Annotated in this window: 17 protein-coding genes; 9 read left to right on the forward strand and 8 right to left on the reverse strand. The window is 68.2% G+C overall.

Going from position 1 to position 19,831, the window contains the following annotated elements; translation table 11 throughout:
* Nucleotides 1–28 precede the first annotated feature (28 nt).
* The 7 genes from ACFXNW_RS03800 to kstR form a co-directional block, all read right to left on the reverse strand.
* Nucleotides 29–838 (reverse strand): enoyl-CoA hydratase/isomerase family protein, encoded by an 810-nt coding sequence (locus ACFXNW_RS03800; RefSeq protein WP_379415631.1) that lies wholly within the window; start codon nt 836–838, stop codon nt 29–31.
* 53 nt (nt 839–891) lie between these two features.
* A complete protein-coding gene (locus tag ACFXNW_RS03805) occupies nt 892–2,064 on the reverse strand; it encodes an acyl-CoA dehydrogenase family protein (protein WP_379415633.1) in 1,173 nt (390 codons plus the stop codon).
* A gap of 294 nt (nt 2,065–2,358) precedes the next feature.
* On the reverse strand, nt 2,359–3,270 hold the full coding sequence (locus ACFXNW_RS03810; RefSeq protein WP_379415634.1) for a metal ABC transporter permease: 912 nt from the start codon (nt 3,268–3,270) through the stop codon (nt 2,359–2,361).
* On the reverse strand, nt 3,267–4,148 hold the full coding sequence (locus ACFXNW_RS03815) for a metal ABC transporter ATP-binding protein (RefSeq protein ID WP_379416285.1): 882 nt from the start codon (nt 4,146–4,148) through the stop codon (nt 3,267–3,269). The genes ACFXNW_RS03810 and ACFXNW_RS03815 overlap by 4 nt, the downstream gene beginning before the upstream one ends.
* A 277-nt stretch (nt 4,149–4,425) precedes the next feature.
* On the reverse strand, nt 4,426–5,319 hold the full coding sequence (locus ACFXNW_RS03820; protein WP_379415636.1) for a metal ABC transporter solute-binding protein, Zn/Mn family: 894 nt from the start codon (nt 5,317–5,319) through the stop codon (nt 4,426–4,428).
* Nucleotides 5,320–5,483: 164 nt separating this feature from the next.
* A complete protein-coding gene (gene otsB, locus ACFXNW_RS03825) occupies nt 5,484–8,057 on the reverse strand; it encodes a trehalose-phosphatase (protein ID WP_379415638.1) in 2,574 nt (857 codons plus the stop codon).
* Between the two features lie 107 nt (nt 8,058–8,164).
* Nucleotides 8,165–8,821 carry a cholesterol catabolism transcriptional regulator KstR gene (gene kstR / locus ACFXNW_RS03830; RefSeq protein ID WP_163826636.1) on the reverse strand — a complete coding sequence of 219 codons (657 nt, stop codon included), beginning with the start codon at nt 8,819–8,821 and terminating at the stop codon, nt 8,165–8,167.
* Between the two features lie 202 nt (nt 8,822–9,023).
* Here kstR and ACFXNW_RS03835 point away from each other — a divergent pair, with 202 nt between their 5' ends.
* From ACFXNW_RS03835 to ACFXNW_RS03860, 6 genes are all read left to right on the forward strand, one after another.
* Nucleotides 9,024–11,303 carry an acyl-CoA dehydrogenase family protein gene (locus tag ACFXNW_RS03835; RefSeq protein WP_379415640.1) on the forward strand — a complete coding sequence of 760 codons (2,280 nt, stop codon included), beginning with the start codon at nt 9,024–9,026 and terminating at the stop codon, nt 11,301–11,303.
* A 61-nt stretch (nt 11,304–11,364) separates the two neighbouring features.
* Nucleotides 11,365–12,426: an acyl-CoA dehydrogenase family protein gene (locus ACFXNW_RS03840; protein WP_379415642.1), complete on the forward strand. Its 1,062-nt coding sequence runs from the start codon at nt 11,365–11,367 to the stop codon at nt 12,424–12,426.
* Nucleotides 12,411–13,580, forward strand: a complete 1,170-nt coding sequence (locus tag ACFXNW_RS03845; protein WP_379415643.1) for an acyl-CoA dehydrogenase family protein — start codon at nt 12,411–12,413, stop codon at nt 13,578–13,580. The genes ACFXNW_RS03840 and ACFXNW_RS03845 overlap by 16 nt, the downstream gene beginning before the upstream one ends.
* A 24-nt stretch (nt 13,581–13,604) precedes the next feature.
* Nucleotides 13,605–14,552 carry a bifunctional MaoC family dehydratase N-terminal/OB-fold nucleic acid binding domain-containing protein gene (locus tag ACFXNW_RS03850; protein ID WP_379415645.1) on the forward strand — a complete coding sequence of 316 codons (948 nt, stop codon included), beginning with the start codon at nt 13,605–13,607 and terminating at the stop codon, nt 14,550–14,552.
* The gene (locus ACFXNW_RS03855) at nt 14,549–14,974 is read left to right on the forward strand and encodes a MaoC family dehydratase (protein ID WP_379415647.1); all 426 of its coding nucleotides are present in this window, start codon (nt 14,549–14,551) and stop codon (nt 14,972–14,974) included. Before ACFXNW_RS03850 ends, ACFXNW_RS03855 begins: the two co-directional genes overlap by 4 nt.
* Entirely contained in the window at nt 14,975–16,156 is a 1,182-nt protein-coding gene (locus ACFXNW_RS03860) for a lipid-transfer protein (RefSeq protein ID WP_379415649.1), read from the forward strand. It begins immediately after the preceding gene.
* Nucleotides 16,157–16,308: 152 nt separating this feature from the next.
* Here the strand turns inward: ACFXNW_RS03860 and ACFXNW_RS03865 are convergent, their stop codons facing one another.
* Nucleotides 16,309–16,926 carry a TetR/AcrR family transcriptional regulator gene (locus tag ACFXNW_RS03865; protein WP_379415650.1) on the reverse strand — a complete coding sequence of 206 codons (618 nt, stop codon included), beginning with the start codon at nt 16,924–16,926 and terminating at the stop codon, nt 16,309–16,311.
* 133 nt (nt 16,927–17,059) lie between these two features.
* On the opposite strand from ACFXNW_RS03865, the gene zapE reads away from it, so the two are divergent.
* The 3 genes from zapE (at nt 17,060) to ACFXNW_RS03880 (ending at nt 19,825) form a co-directional block, all read left to right on the forward strand.
* Nucleotides 17,060–18,232, forward strand: a complete 1,173-nt coding sequence (gene zapE / locus ACFXNW_RS03870; RefSeq protein WP_379415651.1) for a cell division protein ZapE — start codon at nt 17,060–17,062, stop codon at nt 18,230–18,232.
* A gap of 178 nt (nt 18,233–18,410) precedes the next feature.
* Nucleotides 18,411–19,331 (forward strand): DUF4129 domain-containing protein, encoded by a 921-nt coding sequence (locus tag ACFXNW_RS03875; RefSeq protein WP_379415653.1) that lies wholly within the window; start codon nt 18,411–18,413, stop codon nt 19,329–19,331.
* Nucleotides 19,328–19,825, forward strand: a complete 498-nt coding sequence (locus ACFXNW_RS03880; RefSeq protein WP_379415654.1) for a hypothetical protein — start codon at nt 19,328–19,330, stop codon at nt 19,823–19,825. The genes ACFXNW_RS03875 and ACFXNW_RS03880 overlap by 4 nt, the downstream gene beginning before the upstream one ends.
* Nucleotides 19,826–19,831 lie beyond the last annotated feature (6 nt).

Raw genomic sequence — 19,831 nt, forward strand, 5'->3', positions numbered from 1 at the left:
TAGCTTCGAGTGCAGGCTGGGGCGCCCCTCAGTGCAGGCTGGGGCGCTCCGGCTCGTCCGGATGATCCCAGGCAGGCCACTCTTCCGAGACCGAACCCGACCAGTCCGGTTGGCGGCGTTCCCGGAACGCGGCCATCGCCTCACCACCGTCGACGCCCTTGCTGACGTGCTGGTTCAGCTCCGATTCCAGTCGCCCGACCACCGACGGCGTCATATCCAAGCTCTCCCACAACAGCCGCTTGGACAGCGCGGCCGTCAACGGCGCCGAACCGTTGGCGATATCGTGCGCGACCGCAAGCGCCGTCGGCAGCACCTCGGCGCCCGGCAGGCTGGCATTGGCCAGGCCCATCGCCTTGGCCTCGTCGCCGTCGAAGGTGCGCCCGGTGAGCATGATGTCGGCGGCATTGGCGATGCCCGCAAGGCGGGGCAGGGTCCAGTGCGCGTAGCCGTCGGCGAGCACACCGCGGCGGACCTGACTCAGCCCGTACACCGCGTCGTCGGCGAAATACCGCAGATCGCATTGCAGCGCCAGCGCAAGCCCGATACCGACGGCGTGCCCGTTCACCGCCGCGATCACCGGTTTACGCACCCGGAACGGCGGCGGATCGATGGTGCCGGTGACCTCGCCGACCCGATCGGACAGATCTGCGCCCGCGCAGAACGCGGGCGCGGTGCCGGTGATGATGACGACGCGGATGGCGTCCTCGATATCGCAGCGCTGCAATGCCGCGCTCAGCTCGGCGATCATCGCCGGGGTCAACGCGTTCTGCTGGGCGGGGCGATTCAGGGTGAGGACGGCGATGCCCGCGGAGACATCGACGAGCAGTTCCGAACTCATGCCTTGGATCGTAGACGACCCCGCCCCGCCCGGTGGGCGCTCCGCCGGGGCACTCATGGGCGCAGGATCTTGCGGCCGATCGCGTACTTGTGCACCTCGGTCGGGCCGTCGTAGAGCCGGAAGGCGCGCATATCGCGGAAGATCATCTCCACGACCGTCTCATCGCTGATGCCGATGCCGCCGAGCACCTGCACGCAGCGGTCGGTGACCTTGAACAGTTCCTCGGAGACGAATGCCTTGGCCACCGAACTCTCGTGCCGCGCCTTCTCGCCCTGATCCATCAGCCAGCACGCGTGCCAGATCGTCAGGCGGCACTGGTGCAGCGCGATCTCGTTGTCGGCGAGCATGAACGACACGCCCTGGTGTTCGCCGATCGGCTTGCCGAACGCGGTCCTGGTCTTGGCGTGCTCGACGGCGATGGAATGTGCGCGTTCGGCCGCGCCGAGCCAGCGCATGCAGTGGGTGAGCCGGGCCGGAGCCAGCCGAAGCTGGGCGTAGCGCAGGGCCTGGCCTGCCTCGCCGAGCAGCGCCTCTTTGGGCAGGGTGAGCTTGTCGAAGCGGACAACGCCGTGCCCGGCGACGTAATTGCGGTCCATGGTGTTCATGGTGCGTTCGATGACGATGCCGGGCTGATCACCGTCGGTGAGGAACAGCGTCGGCCCCTCCGGCAGGTGCGGATTGGCGGCGAGGCGGGCCATGATGATCCAGGTCTTGGCGCCGTTCGCGCCGGTTATCAGCCATTTGCGCCCCTCGATGGTGAAGTTCTCACCGTCGAAGGTGGCGGTGGTGGCGAGCTGGTTCGGGTCCGAGCCCGCGCCGTCCGGTTCGGTCATGGCGAATACCGAGCGCTGATGGCCGTTGATCACCGGCATCAGGTAGCGCTCGGTCTGCTCCGGGTTCGCGATCTTGGACAGCAGGAACATATTGCCCTCGTCGGGCGCGGCACAGTTCATCGCGATGGGGCCCAGCGTCGACCAGCCCGCCGCCTCGTAGAGCACCGCCTGCTCGACGTGGGTGAGCCCGCGCCCGCCCAGCGCCTCGGGGGCCTGGATGGTCAGCAGCTTCTCCGCGCGCGCCAGCTCGACCAGTTCCTGCCGCAGCTCGTCGGTCGGCCCGTGCGCGGTGAGCCTGGGGTCGCGCTCGAACGGCACGATCTTGTCGCTGACGAACCGGCGGATCCGATCGCGTTCGGCGGCGAGGTCGGCTGGGATGCTGAAGTCGATCATCAGTGGTCACCATTCGTTCGGCGGCAGGTGTGACGAGCATACGAAACCGCCGTAACCAGACTGAAGGCGGGCGCCTTCAATCGATGGCGCGATGAGGATGCCGCAGCTGTCAGTGGCTATTGGTCGCGGTGTCCGGCCCCGTGTCGGCCATCGGCCGGTACGGAGGCACCGGCCCTGGCCCCGCGCTCGATAGCGACGCCTACGACCTACGGGCGGCGTTGATCCGCTGAACGCGTCGAACCCTCGCCTAACCGGATATGGCGTGCGGCCGAGCAGAAGGGTGCGGCCGGTGGGTCAAGCCCCTTGCGTCGCGGCTGCCGGAGTTGCCGTACTCGATCTCGGCGCACGCGCCGTCCGACGCCTGCGGGTGCCGATCACGCGGCACACCACGTAGATCAGGAACGAAAGCCCGGTGACGAAGGTGGAGACCGGAACGCCGGGTGCCAGCGACAACAGGATGCCGCCGACCGCAGCAATCTCGGCGAACACCACCGTCAGCACGGTCGCCTTGGCCGGACTGGCGGTGAGTTGGGCCGCGGCGGCCGCGGGGGTGATCAGCAGGGCCAGTACCAGCAGCGCGCCGACGATCTGCACGCCGAATGCGGCGGTGATGCCGAGCAGCACCGCGAAGACGATGGACAGAGCGCGCACCGGAACACCGCGCGCGGTCGCGACCTCGGGGTCGGAGCTGGCGAACAGCAGCGGGCGGTAGACGAACGCGAGGACGGCCAGCACGCCGACGGTGCAGAACGCCAGCAGACCGAGCCCGCTGTTGCCGACGCTGACCACCTGCCCGGTCAACAGGGAGAACTTCGATCCCGCACGGTCGGGGCCCAACCACAGGAACAACACCGAGAGCCCGAGCCCGAACGAGAGCACCACCGCGATCACCGAATCGCGTTCCCTGGCTTTGGTACCGAGCACACCGAACAGCACCGCCGCGACCACCGACCCGGCGATCGCACCCAGCCCGACGCCGATCCCGGCGAGCAATGCCGCCGCCGCGCCGGTCAGTGACAGTTCGCTGGTGCCGTGCACCGCGAACGACATCTGCCTGCTGATGATCAACGGCCCGATCACGCCTGCCAGCAGCCCGAGCAGCGCCGCGGCCAGGACGGCCTGCTGCACGAAGTCGTAGGACAGCAGGTCGATGGTGGTGTTGAAGTCGAACATCTTCGAGAACACATCGGCGAGCTTCTCGTTCACGCCCGCACCTCGCCGTCGCCGTCGGCGCCCGTTTTGATGTGGGTGCGCGCGGCCGCGTGCGGAGTCCCTGGGTCGCCGTGGCAGTGCGCGCCGGCAGCGCCGAGGGCATCCATCGTGTCACCGGTACCCACGACGACCAGCCGCCCGCGCACCCGCAGCACATCCACCTCGGTCTGATACAGCTCCGAAAGCACCTCGGAGGTCATTACCTCGTCCGGTGTGCCGATCCGGAATTTGCCATCCACCAGGTAGAGCACCCGGTCCACCAACGGCAGGATCGGGTTGATTTCGTGGGTCACGAACAGCACGGCGGTGTCGTGGGTGCGTCGGCGGCGGTCGATCAGTTCCGACACCAGCCGCTGATTGGCCAGATCCAGGCTCAGCAGCGGTTCGTCGCACAGCAGTACCCGCGGATCGCCGACCAGCGCCTGCGCCACTCGCAGCCGCTGCTGCTCGCCACCGGACATGCTCTCCAGCGGCGCATCAGCGAACGCCTGGGCCCCCACATCGGCCACCGCGGCCGCGACCTTGCGTTTGCGTTCGCGGCGACTACGCCAGCCGAGCCCCCAGCGATGCCCGTCCACCCCGAGCCCGACCAGATCGGTGCCACGCAACTGCACTCCGGCGTCGATGGTCTTCTGCTGCGGGATGTAGCCGATATCCGGATGCCCCGCCCGCGCAGGCACCCCGGCGATCTCGGCGGTGCCGGAACTCAACCCGAGCTGCCCGAGCAACACCTTCAGCAGCGAGGTCTTCCCGGACCCGTTCGGACCGAGGATCGCGATGAACTCACCCGACGCCACCTCGAGATCGAGCCCTTGCCACAGCGTCCGCTCGCCGAACGAGAGGCGCGCGGAGTCGAGCTGGATCGCGGGCATCCGAGAAACCTTGGATGGCGTCTCCGGCGACGCGGAATCAGGCGCGCCGGCAATAGTCGGCTGCCTGGCCCCATCGACCAGCGGCGACTCATCGGCGTGGACGGGACTATCGACCAGCGCGGCGTTGTCCGCCGACGCGACGCTGCCGGACAACGCGGCCCCCTCGGCCTGGGTTGCACCACCGGATGGTGCAGCCCCGGCGGCGGACCGAGACAGCTCCGGCTCATCCACATCCACTCGATCGATCTGCTCGACCCGGCGTTCGGCGCTCATGACGTCAGTCCAGGGCCGAGGCGATGGCCCGGGCGTTGTCGGTCTGCCAGGTGACATAGTCGACCCCGGCCGGCAGCGTTTCGGTTACCTCGACCACCGGGATTCCTGCTGCCTCGGCCTCGGTGCGCAGTTCCTTGCTGGTCTTGTCCTGGGTCTGGACGTTGTAGATCATGGCGCGGACCTGTTTGCCGGTGATCAGGTCGCGGGTGGCCGCGACGGCGGCGGGCGCGGGATCGGTTTCCTGCTCGATCGCTTCCTGGTACTCGTGCGGGGTCACGTCCTTGGCGCCTGCGTCGAGCAGCAGGTAGTGCGCGAGCGGTTCGGTCTGCATGATCGGAGCCCCGGGGTGGGCGGTGCGGGCGGGAGTGGTGTGCGAGCGCACGCCGTTGAGGCTGTCTTTGAAGGCTGCGGCCCGGTCGGTGTAGCCGGTGGCGTGCTCGGGATCGATCTCGCCGAGCGCCTCGGCGATCTGGTCGGCGACGACAGCCACGGTGTCGACGTCGTACCAGACGTGCTCGTTCTGATCGTCGCGAATGTCCTCGGCGCGGGAGGCGAAGGCGTTGACGGCGCGCTTGTCCTTGCCCGCAACGACCTTCTCCATGAATTCGTCGTACCCGCCGCCGTTGTAGACGATGAGGTCGGCGTCGATGATCTTGGCCGATTCCACGGCCGAGGTCTCATGCGAATGCGGGTCGGCGGCGGGGTCGGTGATGATCGATTCGACCGCGGCGTCCGGTCCGGCGACGGTGGCGGCGATATTGCCCCACACGTTGGTCGAGGCGACGACCGACGGCTTACCGGAGGTGTCGTCGGAGGAGCTGCCGCACGCGGTAAGGCTCAGCGTGGTCGCCAGACCCACCGCGACCGTTGCGAAGGTGGTGGCAAATCTGGTTTTCACGCGGGCTCCCGGACAGCATAATGGAAATCGTTTCCGTTTTACTTTAACAGGGCGATTCTGCGGATACGAACCGAATCCGTGTGATCTGTGTTCCCTTGACGCGGATCGGCCCACGTCAGCGACCGGCGCGGGGGCCGGCCACCGACGTGGGCCGCAGCGGCAGATCAGCTGACGAGCGCGTCCACCGGCTGGCTCAGCAGCTGGGCGCAGCGCAGCAGACCGAGGTGGCTGTAGGCCTGTGGATGGTTGCCGAGCGAGCGTTCGGCAACCGGGTCGTACTCCTCGCTCAGCAGACCCGTCGGCCCCGCCACATCGACGAGCTGGGCGAACAGCGCCTCGGCATCGGAGCGCTTACCGATCAGCAGGTACGCCTCCACCAGCCAGGCCGCGCACAGATGGAATCCGCCCTCGCCGCCGGGCAGACCGTCGTCGTGGTGGTACCGGTACACGGTGGATCCGCTGCGCAGCTCCGCCTCGGTGGCCACCACCGTCGCCGCGAACCGCGGATCGGACGGATCGATCAGCCCGCTCAACCCGATGTGCAGGGTGGCCGCGTCCAGGTCGGTGCCGTCGTAGGCGGCGGTGAACGACTGCACTTCGTCGTTCCAGCCCTTGGTCTTGACCTCGTCGGCGATCTGGTCGCGCAGCGCCGCCCATTCCGGATGGATCGGGCGATCGAACTTCTGCGCGAGGGTGAGCGCGCGGTCGATGGTCAGCCAGCCCATCACCTTCGAGTACACGTGATGGCGCGGGTTGCCGCGGATCTCCCAGATGCCGTGGTCGGGTTCGTGCCAGCGTCGCTGCACCGCCGACACCATGGCGTGCACCAGCTCCCAGTCCTGATCCGGCAGGGCCTGGCGCGGATCGCTGATGCCCTTCTGCTCGCGGGCGTGTGCCAGCGTGGCGATGAGATCGACGATCGGACCGAAGACGTCGAGCTGCACCTGCATGTTCGCGGCGTTGCCGACGCGTACCGGGCGCGAACCGGCATAACCGGGCAGCTGATCGATCACGGCCTCGGGCGGCAGTGTCTCGCCGTAGAGCGTGTACAGCGGGTGCAGCCGTTCGGGGCCGGGCAGCGTCTCCAGCACTCGGTGCACCCAGCCGAGGAATTCCTCGGCCTCGTACAGCGAGCCGAGCGAGACCAGCGCCGACGCCGTCATCGAGGCGTCGCGCAGCCAGCAGTAGCGGTAGTCCCAGTTACGGACGCCGCCGATGTCCTCGGGCAGCGAGGTGGTGGCCGCGGCCAGGATGGAACCGGACGGCGCGTGCACCAGACCGCGCAACGTCAGCGCGGACCGTTTCATCAGATCCGGCTTCAGCGGCGGCAGCTCGAGCCCGGCCGCCCACGTCGACCAGTAGCTCTCGGCAATCCGCCTGCGCTCGGGCTCGCTGGTCATCGCGGGCGCGAGATCGGGTGTGCCGCACCGCAGTTCCAGGATGACCGGGCCCTGCGACGGGTCGATGACGGCCGTTGCCGAACTGTGCACGCCGTCGGTGTTGATGGTCCACTCGACGCCGGGGGAACGCAGCACCGTCGGATCGTTGGTGCCGCGCACCCGCAGACCGTTGGGCTCGGCCTCGATGGTGACCGGCACCTGTCCGAATTCCGGGCGCGGGGCGAAGGTCACCACGGCCCTGGTGTCACCGGTGATGACGCGGGTCAGATCGGTGCGGTCGGGCGCCACGTCGTGCGGCAGGTAATCGACCACTTGCAGCTTGGCCCAACGGGTTTCGACGGTCATGGTGCCGTCGATGTAGCGCTGTGACAGCGGCAGGCCCGGCCGTTCCGGTGCGATGCTGAAATGTCCGGCCTGCGGTCCGCCGAGCAGGTGGGCGAATACTGCCGCCGAATCCGGTTCGGGATGGCAGAACCAGGTGACGGTCGCCTCGGGAGTCAGCAGTGCCACCGAGCGCGGGCTCGACAGCATGCTCAGCCGCTCGATGCGCGGCGCGCTGGCACCGGCGAGCCAGGTGCGGCGTTCCTCCAGCAGGAAGGCCAGGGCGCACGAGACCGCCTCGGTATTGGGCACCCGGTACCTGGCCAGGCTCTCGCCCTCGCCGACCTTGATGCCGACATCCGGGCCCGACAGCATCCGGAAAGCCTTCTCATCGGTGACGTCGTCGCCGAAGAACACCGCCGCCGACGCGCCTTCCTGATGCCGGATGGTGTCGAGGGCGCTGCCCTTGTCGGTGGGGATGACGGCCAGCTCGATGACGGCCTTGCCCTCGGTCACCTGGACCCCGACCCAGCAGGCCGGGCCCTGGCGGACCTGGTTCAGCGCGCGCCGGCCGATCTCCGGGCCCGCGTTGCGCACATGCAACGCGATACTGGCCGGTTTGGTCTCGACCGTCACGCCCGGATTCTCCGCGGCGATCTGGGCCAGCGCGGTGATCAGTTCTTGCAGTAGTTGTTTGGCGTCGTTATCGATGGCGTGTACGAAGCCGACATCGAATTCCGAGCCGTGGCTGCCGATCAGCTGCACCTCGACAGGCAGTCGCGAGAGTGCCGCGAGATCTCGCAGCGCCCGGCCGGAGATGACGGCGGCCGTGGTGCCCGACAGTCCGGTCAGCGCGCGTAATGCGCGGACCGACTCGCCGTGCGGGTACGCCTTGGCCGGATCGGACACGATGGGGGCGATCGTCCCGTCGTAATCCGATGCGACCAAAAGCCGTGGCACCCGCGCGACCGTCGACAATGCACGGCGAAGTTCCAGTGGCAGATCCTGTGCGCTCACGCATCCAACCTAATGATCGGAGGAGTTTTTTCAGGGGGCGCGCATGACAATACTGGGTAGTTTTCTCAGCACCGTTACGCGGCGATGTCGTTTGCCCCCGGAGCGGGTCAGGAGTTGTTGCCGAGCAGCAGGTCGACGGTCAGCTCCAGGCGTTCGGTGACGTCGGTCGCCGAAGCCCTGCGGGTGAGCCAGGCCACCAGGTTCGACAGCCACACGTCGCTGATGACGCGGGCGATGGCCAGCTGACGTTCGGTGGGTTCGCCGTCGTTCATGGCGCGGGCGAAGACCCGGTCCATCACCTTGCCGACCCGGTCGACCTCGGCGGCGGCGGAGGCGTCGGCGAACATGAACGCACGGGTCATGGCCTCGGTGAGCAGCGGGTCGCGCTGCATCATCCTGGTGATCTGGGTCAGCAGCAGATGCATCCGTTCGCGCGGGGTCTGCCCGGCCAGGGGCTTGCGCTTGCCCTCGATCTGCTCGAATTCCCGCGACAGCGCCGACACCAGCAGATGCACCTTGGACGGGAAGTAGCGGTACAGGGTGCCGACGGCGACGTCCGCGCGTTCGGCGACCGCGCGCATCTGCACCGCGTCGTATCCGCCCTTGGAGGCCAGTGCCAGCGTCGCGTCGAGGATGCGCTTGCGGCGTTCGCGCTGCGCGGTGGAGCTCAGCTCGTCCTCGCTGAGCGTGGTCACGGCGGCTCGGGTGCCCGAGGCGGGCGCCCCGTTCGAGTCGGCCGGCTGCGAACGGGAGGGGCTGGCCATTGGTGCAGGTCCTTTCGTGTCAGGTGCGGCGCGGTGCGATGCCCACGTGGTTTCGCGGACTGCCACTCGCGCCGGACCCGCTCGGGTCGGTGGTCGTGCGCATTCGATCCTGCTGGACGAAAGCATCGCTTGACTTACGCCCGGCCAGGATATTAGAACATGTTCTAGGTGTGGGAGTCACGCCGGAGAGGCGGTATGTACTGTGACCATCGCCACCACTGACGAGCATAAAGCCGTTCAGGAGTCGATGAGCGGATGGGCTGCAGCGGTACGTCCGATTGCAACAATGCGGGACCACACGGGAGCGCGCCCTGACCCCACGACCGGCTTCTGGCGCACGTACTGGGGCCCGCTGACCGAACTCGGGATCTTCCGGGTCGCGGTCGACGAGCAGGCGGGCGGCGCGGGTGGATCGATCACTGATCTCGCCGTGCTGGTGGAACAGGCCGCGCACGATCTGGTCGGCGGACCGGTGCTCACCACCGCGTTGGCCGGTGTGGTGACCGGCGGACGACTGGACGAGGAGCAGCCGTGCGGTGTCGCGCTCGACACCGTTGTCGAGTCGGCGAGCAGTTTAGCCGCTGTCGCACCCGCACGGGAAAGCTCGAACGGTGACCTGGTGCTCACCGGCGTCTGGGAGACGGTGCTCGGCGCCGCCCCCGGCACCGCGGTACTGCTGCCGGTGCGCGTTGCCGACGGTTCGCGCTGGTGTCTGATTCCCGCCGACGCCACGGGCCTGACCGTCGAGCCGCTGGAGCCGCTGGACCCGAGCACCCCGCTGGCCCGCGTGCGCTGCGCCGACGTGCCGGTGCCCGCCGCCGACGTGTTCGCCCCGGACTTCGCTGTCGAAGACCTCATCGTGCTGCTGGCCACCGCCGAGCTGGCCGGTGTGGCGGGTTGGTGCCTGGAGACCGCGGTCGAATACGCGAAGGTGCGTGAGCAGTTCGGCAAGGCGATCGGCACTTTCCAGGCCGTCAAGCACATCTGCGCGTGGATGCTGTGCCGGACCGAACTGATCCGCGCGGCCGCCGCCGACGCCGCCGCGGCGGCCGACGACGCCCGCGCCGGTTCCGGTGCCGAACTCCCGATCGCGACCGCCATCGCCGCCGCCATCTCCCTCGATGCCGCGGTGGAAACCGCCAAGGACTGCATCCAGGTCCTCGGCGGCATCGGCTTCACCTGGGAGCACGACGCGCACTTCTACCTGCGTCGCGCGGTGGCGCTGCGGCAGTTGCTCGGCGGAGCTGGGTACTGGCGCGCCCGCGTCACCGAACTGACCAGGGCGGGTGCGCGCCGAACCACCGGTGCCGATCGGGTGCTCGCCGACCTGGCCACCGAGACCGGTTCGTCCGGCGAAGGCGTCGGCGCCGCGGTCGGTGTGGCGGCGGCTGTCGGCAATGTCGCCGCTGTGTCGCTGGAGCTCGGCGCCACCGGTACCGGGCTCGCCGCCGAGGTCGCCAAGATCGCGGCGCTGCCCGTCGATCAGCAGCGCAAGGCCCTTGTCGAGGCCGGTTTGGCCATGCCGCACTGGCCCAAGCCCTACGGCCGCAATGCCGATCCGATGACAGGTCTGGTGATCTCCGAGGAACTCGCTCGCGCCGGACTGGAGGCTCCAGACCTGGCGATCGGCGGCTGGGCGGTGCCCACCCTGCTGCAACACGGCACCCCGGAACAGGTCGAGCGGTTCGTCTGGCCGACCCTGCACGGCGACGTCATCTGGTGCCAGCTGTTCAGCGAGCCAGGGGCAGGCTCCGATCTGGCCGCACTGCGCACCTCCGCCACCAAGGTCGACGGTGGCTGGATGCTGCGCGGGCAAAAGGTGTGGACCTCGCTGGCCGATGCCGCCAACTGGGGCATCTGCCTGGCCCGTACCGATCCGGAGGCGCCCAAGCACAAGGGCATCAGCTACTTCCTGGTCGACATGCGCAGCGCGGGCATCGAGATCCGTCCGCTGGTGCAGATCACCGGTGAGGCCCGCTTCAGCGAGGTCTTCCTCGACGACGTCTTCGTGCCCGACGAATGCGTGGTCGGCGCCCTGGGTAACGGCTGGAAGATCTCCCGCTCCACCCTGTCCGCCGAGCGGATCGCGATGGGCGGCAAGGGTATCGGCCAGGTGCTCGAGGAACTCGTCGACAAACTCCCCGCGACCGGTCCCGGTGCCGAGTTGGTCAACGATCGTCTCGGTGGTTTCGTCGCCGACGCGATCGCCGGTCTGCTGCTGGAGCAGCGGGGTGCCGCGCGGATACTGGCCGGCGCCGACGCGGGCCCGCAGAGCAGCGTGCGCAAGCTCGTCGGCGTGCGGCACCGGCAGGCGGTCGCCGAGTTCGCTGTCGAAGTGACGGGCACGACCGGCGCGCTGGAGTCCGAGGCGACCAAGGAGTTCCTGCTCACCCGCTGTCTGTCGATCGCGGGCGGCACCGAGCAGATCCTGCTGACCCTCGCCGGTGAGCGGATCCTCGGCCTGCCGCGGGATGCGGGGTAGGGCGGATGCGCGAACAGCACACGTGGCCTTGGGCTTCGAGTACGAACGACTGGAGATAAGCGTGGACTTCACCAGAGACGAGGCCCAGGACGCGGTGGCCGAGGTCGTCGTGAGTTTGCTGGAGCGTGAATCGGCACGCGACGCCGAATTGTGGCAGCCCCTTGTGGACACCGGGCTGCCCGCGGTGGCCCTGCCGGAGCGCTTCGGTGGTGACGAGATGGGCGTGGCCGCGGTCTCGGTACTGCTGACCGAACTGGCCACCGACGCCGTCGCGGTGCCTGCGCTGCCGACCTTCGGGTTCGGCGTGCTCGCCTTGCTCGGCGCACCGGATTCCGTGGCGGAGGCGGTGTTCCCCGCGGTCGCGGAGGGCGCCATCCTCACCGCAGCCCTGCACGAGCCGGGCGCACCCTTCACGACGAAGCCGGCGACCGAGGCCGTCGCCGACGGCGGCAAAGTCCGCATCACCGGCCACAAGGTCGGCGTGCCTTACGCCGAGCAGGCCCGCTGGATTCTGGTGCCCACCGATGCCGGTGTGGCCGTGGTCGATTCCAGCGCCGAGGGCATCACCCGCACAGCCTCGCCGGTCTCCGGCGGGATGCCCGAATACACCTTGCGGTTCGATTCGGTCGAGATTGCGGCCGAATGGTTGCTGCCCGAAGGCCTCGCCGGTCTGCACCGGTCGGCGCTGGCCTCGATCGGCGCCGTCGCCGACGGCCTGCTGGAGGGCGCGCTGAAGCTCACCGCCGAGCATGTGCGCACCCGTCAGCAGTTCGGCAGGCCGCTGGCGGAGTTCCAAGCGGTGGCCCAGCAGATCGCGGACATCTACGTGGTATCGCGCACCTTGCACGCCGCCGCCGTCTCCGCGAACTGGGCACTTGCTCAGGAAGATCCGAGTCCCGAACACCAGTCCAGGATCGACGACGATCTGGACGTACTCGCCTACACCGTGGCCGCGGAACTGCCGCGTGCCATGCAGAAGTGCCATCACCTGCACGGTGGCATCGGCGTCGACGTGACGCATTCGATGCACCGCTACTACTCCCAGGCCAAAGACATCGCCCGCTGGCTGGGCGGGGAGTCCCTGCGCCTCGACCGATTGGGGGCCAGATGTTCATCGATCTGACCGTCGAGCAGCGACAGCTGCGTGACGATTTACGTTCCTACTTCGCCGATCTCGTCACGCCGGAAGAAGAAGCCGCCATGGCGGTGAACCGGCACGGCGACGCCTACCGCGAGGTGGTGCGCCGGATGGGTCGCGACGGCTGGCTCGGTGTCGGCTGGCCCAAGGAGTACGGCGGCCAGGGTTTCGGCCCGGTCGAGCAGCAGATCTTCTTCAACGAGGCTGTTCGCGCCGATGTGCCGCTGCCCTTGGTGACCCTGCTGACCGTCGGCCCGACGTTGCAGCAGTTCGGCACCGAGGAACAGAAGCAGAAATTCCTGCCCGGCATCCTGTCCGGTGACATCCATTTCGCCATCGGCTACTCCGAACCGGAGGCCGGTACCGACCTGGCGTCGCTGCGCACCAGCGCGGTGCGTGACGAATCGGGTGACTGGATCGTCAACGGGCAGAAGATCTTCACCACCGGCGCGCACGAGGCCGATTACGTCTGGCTGGCGTGTCGCACCGGTTCGGTGGAATCGCGCCATCGTGGCATCACGATCCTGATCGCCGACACCAAGGATCCCGGCTACTCCTGGACGCCGATCATCACCTGCGACGGCGCCCACCACACCAACGCCACCTATTTCGACAGTGTCCGCGTACCCGCGAACATGCTGGTCGGCGAGGAGAACCGGGGCTGGAAGCTGATCACGACCCAGCTCAACCACGAGCGGGTCAGTCTCGGACCGTCCGGCAAGATCGAGCAGCTCTACGACAAGGTCTTCCAGTGGGCTCGCCCGCTCGGCCTGCTCGACGAGCCCGACGTGCGCCGCTCCCTCGGCCGCATCCATGCCATGGTCCGGTTGAATGAACTGCTGAACTGGCAGGTCGCCGCCACCCACAGCGATGCCGACGAGGACCAGGCCAGGGTGATCGCCGACGCGTCGGCGACCAAGGTCTACTCCACCGAATCGCTCCAGGAAGCGGGACGGCTGGTGGAGGAGATCGTCGGCCGCTACGGCGATCCTGCCGAACCGGCCACCGCCGAACTGCTGACCTGGCTGGACCGGCGCACCAAACAGAACCTGGTCGTCACCTTCGGTGGCGGCGTCAACGAGGTCATGCGTGAACTCGTCGCCTCCGCCGGTCTGCGCCTGCCGCGCGTGCCGAGATAGCCAACGAGAACAAAGGAGCAGCGCGTGCCGGAAACACTCACTCCGGAACAGATCACCGCGGCCGGCGAGCGGATCATCGCGACGGGCGAGTCCTCGCACCGCGCGGGCCGCGACCCGGTGAACCAGCCGATGATCAACAACTGGCTGGAGGCGATCGGCGACACCAACCCGGTCTACGTCGACGAAGACGCCGCCCGCGCCGCGGGTTTCGCGGGCATCGTCGCCCCGCCCGCGATGGCGCAGGTGTGGACCATGCCCGGTCTGCACGGCACACGTGCCGCCGACGATCCGATGAACGCCACCATCGAGCTGCTCGACGAGGCAGGCTTCACCTCGATCGTCGGCACCAACTGCGAGCAGACCTACCACCGGTACCTGGTGCCGGGGGAGCGGGTCACCGTCACCAGCAGGCTCGCCGATATCACCGGACCCAAGCGCACCGGGCTCGGCGAGGGCTGGTTCATCACCTTCGAGACGCGCTGGTACGTGGGTGACGAGCTGGTCACCGAAATGCTGTTCCGCATGCTGAAGTTCGCGCCCGGCACCGGCACTCCCGCCAAGGAGCCGGAGCCGGATACCTCGAATCGAGTGCGGCCGCTGGTCTCGCGGGATACCGAATTCTTCTGGGCCGGAACCTCGGCCGGGGAGCTGCGGATCCAGCGGATGCCCGACGGCACGCTGCGGCATCCGCCGGTCCCGGCGATCTGGCAGGACAAATCCGAACCGACCGATTACCTGGTCGCGTCGGGGCGCGGCACGGTGTTCAGCTACGTCGTGCACCACGCGCCGAAGGTGCCCGGCCGTCAGCTGCCGTTCGTGGTGGCGCTGGTCGAATTGGAGGAAGGCGTGCGCATGCTCGGTGAACTTCGGGGTGTGGATCCCGGCAAGGTCGAGGTCGGGCTGCCGGTGCAGGTCGGCTTCGAGAAGCTCGACGACGAGACGGCGCTGCCGTTCTGGACGGTGATCGCATGACTGCCACCATCGAACCGGCCACCATCGCGGTCGGTACCGAACTGCCGGAGCTGGTGATCCACGCCGATCCCACCTTCGTCATCAGCAGTGCACTTGCCACCAGGGATTTCCAGGACGTGCACCACGACCGCGACAAGGCGGTCGAGCGCGGTTCCAAGGACATCTTCGTCAATATCCTCACCGATACCGGTCTGGTGCAACGCTTCGTCACCGATTGGTCGGGCCCACGCACGATCGTGAAGAAGATCGCGCTGCGCCTGGGTGTGCCGCTCTACGCGGGCGACACCCTCACCCTCACCGGCAAGGTGACCGCCATCGAGGGCGACGACATCCACATCGCTGTCACCGGGCGCGACAGCCTCGGTGACCACATCGTCGCCACCACCGTTATCGCCATTCGGCCTTCGGAAGCAGGTGCCTAGATGAGTGCACAGTCGGCCCTGTCGGGCCGGGCGGCGATCGCGGGTATCGGCGCCACCGACTTCTCCAAGAACTCCGGCCGCAGTGAATTGCGGCTGGCCGCCGAGGCGGTCAACGCGGCACTCGCTGACGCCGGGCTCACACCGGCGGATGTCGATGGCCTGACCACCTTCACCATGGACACCAACACCCAGGCCGCGGTCGCGCGGGCGGTGGGTATTCCGCAGCTGAAGTTCTTCAGCGACATCCGGTACGGCGGTGGCGCGGCGTGTGCGACGGTGCAGCAGGCGGCCATGGCCGTGGCGACCGGCGTCGCCGATGTGGTGGTGGCGTACCGGGCGTTCAACGAGCGGTCGGAGTCGCGGTTCGGGCAGTTCTCCACCGCATTGGCTAGTGCGCCCACCTCATCGGGTGTAGACGCCGGCTGGTCGTACCCGCAGGGTCTCGGCACGCCTGCCGCGCAGGTCGCCATGGTCGCGCGCCGCTACATGCACGTATACGGCGCCACCAGCGCCGATTTCGGCCGTGTCGCCGTCGCCGACCGTAAGCATGCCGCGGTGAATCCGGATGCCTTCTTCTACGGCAAGCCGATCACCCTCGAAGATCACCAGAATTCGCGCTGGATCGCCGAACCGCTGCATCTGCTGGACTGCTGCCAGGAGTCCGACGGTGGCGTCGCCATCGTGGTGACCAGTGTGGAGCGGGCCAAGGATCTGCCCAACCGCGCGGCCGTCATCACCGCCGCCGCGCAGGGCAGCGGCGCCGACCAATACGTCATGACCAGCTACTACCGCGACGCCATGACCGGCCTCCCGGAAATGGGCCTGGTCGGCGACCAGCTGTGGTCGCAGAGCGGTCTGCGCCCCGAGGACATGCAGGCCGCCATCCTCTACGACCACTTCACCCCGTTCGTCCTGATGCAGCTGGAAGAGCTCGGTTTCTGCCCCCGCGGCGAAGCCAAGGACTTCATCGCCGACGGCGCCATCGAACTAGGCGGCCGCCTACCCCTCAACACCCACGGCGGCCAGCTCGGTGAGGCCTACATCCACGGCATGAACGGCATCGCCGAAGCCGTCCGCCAAATCCGCGGCACGTCGGTCAACCAGGTAGACGACCTCACCAACATCCTCGTCACCGCAGGCACCGGCGTCCCGACGTCGGGCCTCGTCCTCAGCGCCAACTGATCTCACGAGTGGTACCTGGCTGCGGCGTCCTCTCGACGTTTGCCGCAGCCATGTACCACTCGTCGGCGCGTACAGTCGTGCACGCGGGAGGCAATAGCTTCCTCGAAGTGAACCCGGCAGCCATCCGGACGGTTGGTGAGCCGGGTTTTGCGCTATCCGGCCGAGTTGGCGAAGGCTCCGCGGAGGTAGGCCGCGAGTAATCCGGTGAGCTGGGCGGTGCTTTCGGGAGTCCCCGCCGCGAGATGAGTACGCGCCCCGGCGAAGCGGTCGAACGTAGCGCCTTCGATAACGGCGATGAAGTCGGCGGCGGTGGTGTCGGGGTCGTCTGCGCCCAGGTGCTCGAACAGTTCGCGGGCGCGGGGGTGGGAGAAGAGGCTGCCGACGAGGCGGGGGTGCAGTTCGGGGTCGGCGCTCAGCTCGATGGTGAGGGCGTAGCGGACCACCAGGTGGGCGCGGCGGTGGGCCAGCATGCGGTCCAGCCAAGCGCCGACGCCTTCGGCGAGATCGTTCAGCACTTCTTCTCGGGGGCGGTCGGCCGACGGCGTCGAGTCACCGAATGCTGCCAGGAAATCGGCGCGTGTGCGGTCGGTGATGTGGTCGACCATGGCTTCCAGCAGTGCGCGCTTGGTGCGGAAGTAGTACGACGTGGAGCCTGCGGGCAGTGCCAGCGCGGTGTCGATGGCGCGATGGGTCAGGGCGCGAATTCCCTGCGCGGCAACCAGTTCGATTGCCGCGTCGACGATCGAAGTGCGTCGGTCCGGTGTGCTCATTCGTTGCCTTCTCCCGGGTCGTCACGGGCTCGCCTGCTGGCCGCTGTATGGCGCCCTGTGTGCGGCATTGTGGCCGAGATAACCGCGACATCCTCGCGATCCACCTTTACTCTACACCTGTAGAGGAGGTGTCATGGAAACGATCCGTTTGGACGCCGATCAACAACGCGCTGCCGCCGCATTGGACGAATTGCTCGACCGCCGCCACCGCCCACGCAAACACCATCGCGGGGTCTACCTGCACGGCCGCCCCGGCCGCGGCAAGACCATGGTGATGGACCGCTTCTTCGCCGCCGTAGATTCGAACCGCAAGCGCCGCTTCCACTTCCACACCTTCTTCGCGGCCCTGCATGCCGAGGTGCATGCCAGCGGCTCCATCGATACCGCCATCGACACCCTGCTCGGCAATGCCCGCCTGGTGTGCTTCGACGAATTCCATGTCCACGACATCGGGGACGCCACGCTGATCACCCGCATGCTCGACGCCCTGTTCGCCCGCCGACTCACGCTGGTGGTCACCTCGAACTACGCACCCGCCGAACTGCTCCCGAACCCGCTGTTCCACGACCATTTCGTTCCGACTATCGACCGCATCGTCGCCGAACTCGACGTGCTCTCTCTCGATGGGCCACTCGATTACCGCACCGTCGCCACGCATGCTGCCGCCGGCTTCCGGGCCGGCAGCTACATCGTCGGCGCGATGCCATCGGAATACGACGCCGAACCGATCGGGACCGCCGCACGACCGCACGAGGCGACGCCGGCCGCCGTCGCGGTCCCGGCGAGTCCCTGGATCGGAACGCAGGCGGGAAGTCGGGCCGGCTGGGCGGCTGGGCTGCGCCCCGGGGTCCGCGCGCAGGCGGAACGTGCGGCTGGAGGGGTGGACGAACCGCGTGGCGGCGGCTCCGGGACATTCGACGGTTCAGTTGGTCCCCGCGGACGCGTCGAGGTACCAGTGGGCAACCGGACCCTCTGGGCGCGAGCCGTCGACGGCACCACCATCACCATCAATTTCACCGACATCTGCGCCACCCCGACCTCCGCGGCCGACTACGTCCGGCTGGCCGAGCGCTTCCACACCTGGACCCTCTACGGGGTCCCGCTCCTGCGCGAGGTCCCGCCCGACTGGGCGATGCGTTTGGTGAACCTGGTCGACGTCCTCTACGACGCCGATCGGCCCCTCACCGTCTACGCGGACGCCCCGGTGGCCGATCTCGTCGACGGAGTGCGCGCCGTGCCGGATATCGCAAGGGCGGCGAGCCGTCTTGGTGAGTTGTCACAAACTGAGGCGGTCGCTGTCAGTTAGCTGAGCCAATGACCGGCGCCCCCGCTCCGACCTGGGATGGGGCACTTAAAACGGACATACTCCGAAGTAATCGATTCGCTCCCGAGCGGACCGTTCGGCATGTAACTATGTGGCTGTTTTGGGCAGTACACAAGTACGGGGTAACGCAGTGGTCCGGTCGCGAGCGCCGATATCGCGCGTGATCGTAGTGATCACGCTGCTCGTCTGCGCCGTCATAGCGTTGCGCGGCTATCTGCCGGGCCTCACCGAATCCGATGACGGTCCTTCGGCGCCGTCCGCGCTCGCCGTGGCGCTCATGCCGGTCCTGCTGACGGTCTCGATCGTCATCCTGCTCGCCGGTGTCATCGCCAGTCAGCACCGGCTGCCGCTGGCCATGCCCGAACCCGACCATGACACCGACCGCCAACCCTGGCGCCTGGGCCGGGCCGGGCTGATCGTGCTCGCCATGATCGCGGCGGTGGCGCTGCTGTTCGCGATCACTTCGGCGATCTTCTTCGTCGGCCTGCGACCCGATGCCGAGACCTCCGTCGCACCCCCGACCGGCACCGCCACCCCGACGACCACGGGCCAGACCCCACCCGCGGACCCGTCCACCGCGACCGAACCCGCCGAACTCGCAGGCACCGCCCTCGTCCTGGCCATCGTCGCCGCCGTCGTCCTCGTTGTGGTGGCCATCGCCGGACTGGTGGTGGTCGCGATAACAACCCGCCACAAGCCCGAACCAGAGGCCGAACCGCTACCGCCCGCCGTGGAGACGGCCGCCGATTCGCTGGCCCGCGCCGCGGAAATGGGCCTGGCCGCGATGAGCGCGCCAGGTCAGGATCCACGCACCGCGATCATCGCCTGCTACGTCGCGATGGAACGCGGTCTGTCCGCGGCCCGCTCCGCCGCGCCACTGGCCTCCGATACCCCGATGGAGGTGCTGGCCCGCGCGTTCGAGCACGGCGCACTGCACGACGCGTCGGCGCGGGAGCTGGTCGCGTTGTTCGAGGAGGCCAGGTTCAGCCCGCATTCGATGCTCGAATGGCAGCGCATGCGTGCCGAACAGTTGCTGCGCATCGTGCTCGCTGATCTCCAGGGGGAGGTGGTGCGCTCATGACGCGGCTCGGCATGGTCATTACCGCGGTGCTGGTGGTCATCGTGATCGAACTGGTCACCCTCGGCCGTGCCCGGGAGGCGATGCTCGCCGCGGCCGGCGTCCCGGTGGCCGTCGCGTTGGCCTGGTTGGTGTGGTCGCTGCTGGGGCGTTCGGGTCCGCGCGAGGTCGACCTGGTCGATGACATCGAGAACGGTCCCGCCGAAATGCTGCACCGCTGGCATGCCAGGGCGCAGATGCTCGCCGAACGCGCGGACGGCTCCCGCGCGGACTGGGACCGCTACCTACGTCCCCTGTTGGCCAAGGAGTTCGAATTGTCGGCCGGAGTGCGGGTCGCCAAGAATCGCAGGGCGATCGAGGCCGCCGGAATCCACCAGTTCGGTCCCGAACTGTGGCGTTGGGTGGATCCGGCGAACTCGGAACTGCGTGACCAGGTCGGTCGCGCACCGGGACGGGAGGCGCTGGATGAGATCCTGCGCCGCCTGCAGAAAATGTGAAACGGG

Origin of the sequence: Nocardia sp. NPDC059180, assembly GCF_042754945.1 — a bacterium.
Classification (GTDB): Bacteria; Actinomycetota; Actinomycetes; order Mycobacteriales; family Mycobacteriaceae; genus Nocardia.

What these genes read in the sequence shown, in the direction of transcription:
- ACFXNW_RS03800 (WP_379415631.1), bottom strand. Translation starts at nt 838, where the DNA reads ATGAGTTCGGAACTGCTCGTCGATGTCTCCGCGGGCATCGCCGTCCTC.
- ACFXNW_RS03805 (WP_379415633.1), bottom strand. Translation starts at nt 2,064, where the DNA reads ATGATCGACTTCAGCATCCCAGCCGACCTCGCCGCCGAACGCGATCGG.
- ACFXNW_RS03815 (WP_379416285.1), bottom strand. Translation starts at nt 4,148, where the DNA reads ATGCCCGCGATCCAGCTCGACTCCGCGCGCCTCTCGTTCGGCGAGCGG.
- kstR (WP_163826636.1), bottom strand. Translation starts at nt 8,821, where the DNA reads ATGGCCAGCCCCTCCCGTTCGCAGCCGGCCGACTCGAACGGGGCGCCC.
- ACFXNW_RS03845 (WP_379415643.1), top strand. Translation starts at nt 12,411, where the DNA reads ATGTTCATCGATCTGACCGTCGAGCAGCGACAGCTGCGTGACGATTTA.
- ACFXNW_RS03855 (WP_379415647.1), top strand. Translation starts at nt 14,549, where the DNA reads ATGACTGCCACCATCGAACCGGCCACCATCGCGGTCGGTACCGAACTG.
- ACFXNW_RS03860 (WP_379415649.1), top strand. Translation starts at nt 14,975, where the DNA reads ATGAGTGCACAGTCGGCCCTGTCGGGCCGGGCGGCGATCGCGGGTATC.
- ACFXNW_RS03865 (WP_379415650.1), bottom strand. Translation starts at nt 16,926, where the DNA reads ATGAGCACACCGGACCGACGCACTTCGATCGTCGACGCGGCAATCGAA.
- zapE (WP_379415651.1), top strand. Translation starts at nt 17,060, where the DNA reads ATGGAAACGATCCGTTTGGACGCCGATCAACAACGCGCTGCCGCCGCA.
- ACFXNW_RS03880 (WP_379415654.1), top strand. Translation starts at nt 19,328, where the DNA reads ATGACGCGGCTCGGCATGGTCATTACCGCGGTGCTGGTGGTCATCGTG.